General features: G+C 49.7%; 4 protein-coding genes. 3 read left to right on the plus strand and 1 reads right to left on the minus strand.

Going from position 1 to position 5,299, the window contains the following annotated elements; genetic code table 11:
• Positions 1-2 precede the first annotated feature (2 nt).
• A complete protein-coding gene (locus NZ772_13150; GenBank protein ID MCS6814497.1) occupies positions 3-848 on the plus strand; it encodes a hypothetical protein in 846 nt (281 codons plus the stop codon).
• A 247-nt stretch (positions 849-1,095) separates the two neighbouring features.
• On the opposite strand, the gene sir is transcribed toward NZ772_13150, so the two are convergent.
• Positions 1,096-3,195: a sulfite reductase, ferredoxin dependent gene (sir, locus tag NZ772_13155; GenBank protein MCS6814498.1), complete on the minus strand. Its 2,100-nt coding sequence runs from the start codon at positions 3,193-3,195 to the stop codon at positions 1,096-1,098.
• Between the two features lie 201 nt (positions 3,196-3,396).
• Between sir and NZ772_13160 the strand changes: the two genes are divergently transcribed.
• Both NZ772_13160 and NZ772_13165 read left to right on the plus strand, forming a co-directional pair.
• Positions 3,397-4,467 (plus strand): PstS family phosphate ABC transporter substrate-binding protein, encoded by a 1,071-nt coding sequence (locus NZ772_13160; protein MCS6814499.1) that lies wholly within the window; start codon positions 3,397-3,399, stop codon positions 4,465-4,467.
• Between the two features lie 138 nt (positions 4,468-4,605).
• A partial coding sequence (locus NZ772_13165) for an ABC transporter permease subunit (GenBank protein ID MCS6814500.1) occupies positions 4,606-5,299 on the plus strand: 694 nt, incomplete at its 3' end.

Below are 5,299 nucleotides of genomic sequence, written 5' to 3' on the forward strand. Positions count from 1 at the left end.
TAATTGTTAAACTGTTAACTGTTCTGGGTTATGTATTCTTGATTGGGTCGCTGACTGTGAGTTGTCAGAGTGCAAACCAGTCAGCCCCGTCACCGTCTCCATCTCCCCAAGTTGCTACCACTCTCAGCCCCGTTGCTGCTGGGCTAGAGTCTGGAACCTACTGTTTTAAGCTCTCTACTGCTACAAAGCAAGCTAGCACCAAACTGACGATCGCCCCTGATCAACAAGTATCAGGCACCCTAGACGGCATTATTCAAGATCAGGCTGCTAGTTACTTCACCAGTTATCAACGGGAGTTTAAGGGAAAGCTTGATGGAGAAAAGCTCCCCGTTGCCGTCAGCACTAAAATTGAAAACGATGTGCAAACCAGTGTTGAAGACTGGACTCTTAGCAAAACCCAATTGATTGCCAACCAAGATATTCTCAATCGGGTTGACTGTGCAGAACTGACCCAAGCTGCCCCAGCACCAGCGAACACCCCGGTGGCCAGTGCTCCGTCCCCTAGCAAACCCGAAGCACCCAGTGAGCCTCAGTCTCGCCGGATGCGGGTCAATTTTGCGGCTGGCTCCAATACTGCCACGGTTGAAAACAGTGTCGTGCGGGGCACAACAGATACTTATCTACTTAACGCTAGAGCTAAGCAGCGAATGCGGGTGACCATTACATCCTTGGAGAATAATGCTGTATTTGATATCGTGTCTCCCAGCGGCAACCTATTGCAGCCAGAGACCTCTGGTGTAGATGTTACCAATGCAGATTTAACCCTGCCGGAGACCGGAGACTATGAAATTGTAGTCGGTGGTACAAGGGGTAACGCTAGCTACAAGCTGCGAATACAGATTGACTAGTCCCATAAAACATAGCTGCTACTGAGGCTCACAGTTAGGACTGATTCCAATTTTCCAGCAGCCAACCACGTCACTAGCAATACACAATCTAGTGAGGACGTTGGTAGTGAGGACTTAAGTCCTCACTACGAGCCTGAACAGCAATCAATTTGTCCTAACCAACCAGTTTTTCTACACAAACATGCTTACCACGTCTCTAGGTTGCTGTGGCAAAGGCACTGACAAAGCATTCAACGCCTGATGGCCATCAAGGATTAGCCGGAGTATCGTTGATCGAGGTGCTACTAGGCTCGATCGGTAAATCGGGTAGTCGAGGCTGCTCTGGGGTAGGCTCTGGCAGAGTTGGCTCTTCTAGGGAACTTGGCTCTACAGCAGCAGGTTGCTCCGGGGTAGGCTCTGCTTGCTCACGAGCCAATAGAGCCTGTTCCTGGGCCGTCAAAAAGGTATCCAAGGCTTCTGCCAAGACTTGACTAATTTTCTGCCCCCTAGCAGCAGCGACCTGTTCTAGTCGAACGTACAGGGCATTGTTGACGCTAAGGCGATGGCGAGTTTGGCTAGCTAGAGTTGGTTTTTTCTCTACAGGGGGACTAACGTAGGTGGCAGCAAAGTTCCGAATGGCAGCTAGGCCAACCCGATTGCAAAAGTCTCCAAACCCTTCACCAGCCTGTCGGGACTGCTTAAAGTAGGCGAATACTGGCTCTAGTTCCTTTTCCAAATCATGGACATGGAGCTTTTCTAGGTATGCCTGTGCAAGCCGAGTTTGGTTGGCACTAGCACCCAGCCAAACTTGGTAGTGATCTGGTGCACTACCGACAAAGCCCAGTTCAGCCAAGTAAGGGCGAGCACAACCGTTGGGGCAACCCGTCATGCGAATAATAGGTTGCTCGGCTTCCAAGCCCAGCTTATTCAGCAAGGTACGAATGCGTTCTAGGATGCTGGGTAAAATCCTCTCAGACTCAGTGATTGCCAAGCCACAGGTAGGTAACGCTGGGCAAGCCATGGAGTAGCGTACTAGGGGATCGATGTCGGTTTCTTTGAGAACACCTGCCCGCTCTAGCATTCCTTGAATCTCTGCTTCATGGCTAGGGTCAATGTTATAGAGGAGAACGTTTTGGTTGGGGGTCAAACGCATGGGCACCTGGAAGCGCTCTACAATCTCCCGCAGTACAGTTTTTAGCTGCAAGCCTTCTTTGTCGAGGATGCGGCCATTTTCTACAGAAATACCTAAGAAGCGATTGCCATCTCCCTGGTCGTGCCAACCTAAAAAGTCAAGATATTTGAATTCTGGCAGGGGCTTAAAGGGTTGTAGTGGTTTGCCAAAATAGGTTTCAACCTGGGCACGGAATTTGTCTACTCCCCAATCTGCTACTAGATACTTCATCCGGGCATGGCGGCGCTCTGAACGATCGCCATAATCCCGCTGGGTAGCCACAATCGCCTTAACCAGATCATAAATATCGTCCTTATCTACATAGCCGATGGGGTCAGCCAACCGAGGGAAGGTCTCCTCCTTGTTATGGGTGCGTCCCAAGCCTCCTCCAGCCAGCACGTTGAAGCCCTGTAACTGGCCTTCGCCGTCAGTGATCACCACAAGGCTGACATCCTGGGAATACAAATCCACAGAATTATCGCCAGGAACCGTAACACAGCACTTAAACTTGCGGGGCATGTAATGGGTGCCATAGATGGGTTCCACACAGTCATGGATAATGGTGCCTCTACCGTTGCGCTGGCGGGCTGCCTTTACCTCTGGTGCTTCCTCGGCAGAAATCACCTTCTCCCCATCTAGCCAAATCTCATAATAGGCTCCCGTCTGAGGAGTCAGCAAGTCAGCTATGCGGTTGGCATAGTCCCAAGCATAGCCATATTCTGGACGATTTTTATAGGGAGCAGGAGGAGCCATTACGTTCCGGTTCAGGTCACCGCAAGCTCCTAGGGTTGAACCCATATGGCGCACAATTTCGGCGATCGCCGCCTTCAGATTCCGCTTAACAATGCCATGCAATTGAAACCCCTGACGAGTGGTTGCCCGGAGCGTGCCATTGCCATAGGTATCAGCTAACCGATCCAACGTTAGGTATAGCTGCGGAGGAATAAACCCTCCTGGACTGCGAGTCCGGAGCATGAACTGGTAGTCTTTCTCTTGACCTTTCGTCCGGTTGTCGCGGTTGTCCTGTTGGTAGGAGCCATGGAACTTTAAGATTTGCACCGCATCATGGCTGAAGTGAGTAGTATCTTGCAGCAACTCGGTAGCAAGAGGTTCGCGTAAAAAATTACTGGCTGCCTTGATAGTCTCAACTTTCGAGGGTTTACGATCGGGGGATGTGGACATAGAAGCGGTAGTCATGGATAGTCCGGTAAGTCAATCGGAATAATGGCAATTTTGGATCCTACCATTGCTTACCACCACTGCGATGTTTCTGTGAGGAAATGAAACATCCAGGAACTCCTATCTGTTAACCTCATCTTTACCCTTGCGTTGTAACCTTCAGGGGAACACAACTGTGAACCATTGATTGTTCGCCTGTAACTTCCTGTGAGGAAACCTATGAGTTTTAACGGAAACATGAATCGCAAGTCAATCTTGGCTGCACTTGCGACATTAACCTTGACCCTAACCGCTTGTGGCGGTGGCACCACAACGGGTGAAAGCCCTGCTAACTCTCCTGAAGCCAGCCCTGCTGCTGCCAAGTCTAACTTGACTGGTAGTGTAGTGGTGGATGGTTCCAGTACTGTCTTCCCCATTGCTGAAGCCATGGCGGAAGAATTTAAGAAAGCCAACCCTGGTGTAAGCGTGACAGTTGCTAAGTCTGGTACTGGCGGCGGTTTTAAGAAGTTTTGTGCTGGTGAGACCGATATTTCTAATGCTTCTCGCCCCATTAAAAAAGAAGAGATTGAGCTGTGCGAAAAGGGCAAAATTGAGTACGTCGAGCTGCCGATCGCCTTTGATGGTCTGTCTGTAGTGGTTAATCCTAAGAATGATTGGGCGAAGTGCTTAAAGGTTTCAGAACTCAAGACCATGTGGGAACCTGCTGCTCAGGGCAAGGTGACCAAGTGGAACCAAGTCAACCCCAGCTTCCCTGACAAGCCTCTACAACTGTTTGGCCCTGGCACTGACTCTGGTACCTACGACTACTTCACCAAGGAGATTGTAGGTGAAGAGGGTAAGAGCCGTGGTGACTACACTGCTAGTGAAGATGACAACACCCTAGTCCAAGGTGTTGCTGGTAGCGAAAATGCCCTTGCCTTCTTTGGCTATGCCTACTATGAAGAAAACAAGGACTCATTGAAGCTAGTAGAAATTGATAACGGTAAGGGTTGTGTTGCTCCCAGCCCTGAGACGATCGCGGATGGCTCTTACAGCCCCCTAGCTCGTCCTGAGTTCATCTACGTCAAGAAAGAAGCTCTAAATCGGCCAGAAGTCAAGGCATTTGTTGAGTTTCAACTTGACCCTGCTAACAAGAAACTTATCTCTGAAGTGGGCTACGTTCCCTTTGGAGATGATGTCTACGCTGAGATTAAGACTCGCCTTGCTAAGGCCCCTGTTGGCTCCATGTATACAGCCGAGGGTGCTAAAGGCAAGAAGCTCATTGACTTGCTGAAAGATGGCAACAAGTAGGCAACAGCATAACTGATCAGCTATCAAGGTAGGGAGTGAGGGTGATGATCCTTCGCTCCTGCTACGTTTCTTTCCACTAAATCTATGCTCTCTTGTCTTACTTGTTGGATGCTGTAACCTGTAACTGGGCAATTGACTATGACGACTACTCTCCCATCAACCAGTGACGATTCACTCTGGGCTTCCCAGCGTGGTCTCAGCAAAGCAATGGAATGGGTCGTGAAGATTATCTTTGGACTCTTCGCATTCATTTCCGTGGCCACCACGTTTGGCATTATCTACACCTTGATCTTTGAGACGATCGAGTTCTTCAAAGTTGTTCCCATCTGGAAGTTTCTGACTCAGACTCAATGGACACCACTCTTTGCTGATGCTCAATTTGGCATTTTTGTGCTCATCAGCGCTACGGTGTTGACATCAGTGATTGCGATCGCAGTGGCCTTGCCCATTGGCTTGCTCTCTGCAATTTGCCTGAGTGAATATGCGCCTCGTGGCGTGCGAGCTTGGTTGAAGCCAATTCTGGAGATATTAGCAGGCGTGCCTACTGTTGTCTACGGCTACTTTGCCCTCTTGTTTGTCACTCCTGTGTTGAAAGTCGTCATTCCTGGTCTACAACCCTTTAATGCGCTTAGTGCTGGTCTAGTATTAGGAATCTCAATTATTCCCCTAGTTGCTTCGTTGAGTGAGGATGCAATCTACGCTGTGCCTCGCAGCTTGAAGGAAGGTGCCTATGCCTTGGGGCTGACTAAGCGAGAAGCGATTACAGGCGTAGTATTACCCGCTGCATTATCAGGCATTGTCGCGTCATTTATCCTGGCTGTTTCTCGGGCCA

It is taken from the genome of Cyanobacteriota bacterium, assembly GCA_025054735.1.
Lineage (GTDB): Bacteria > Cyanobacteriota > Cyanobacteriia > SKYG9 > SKYG9 > SKYG9.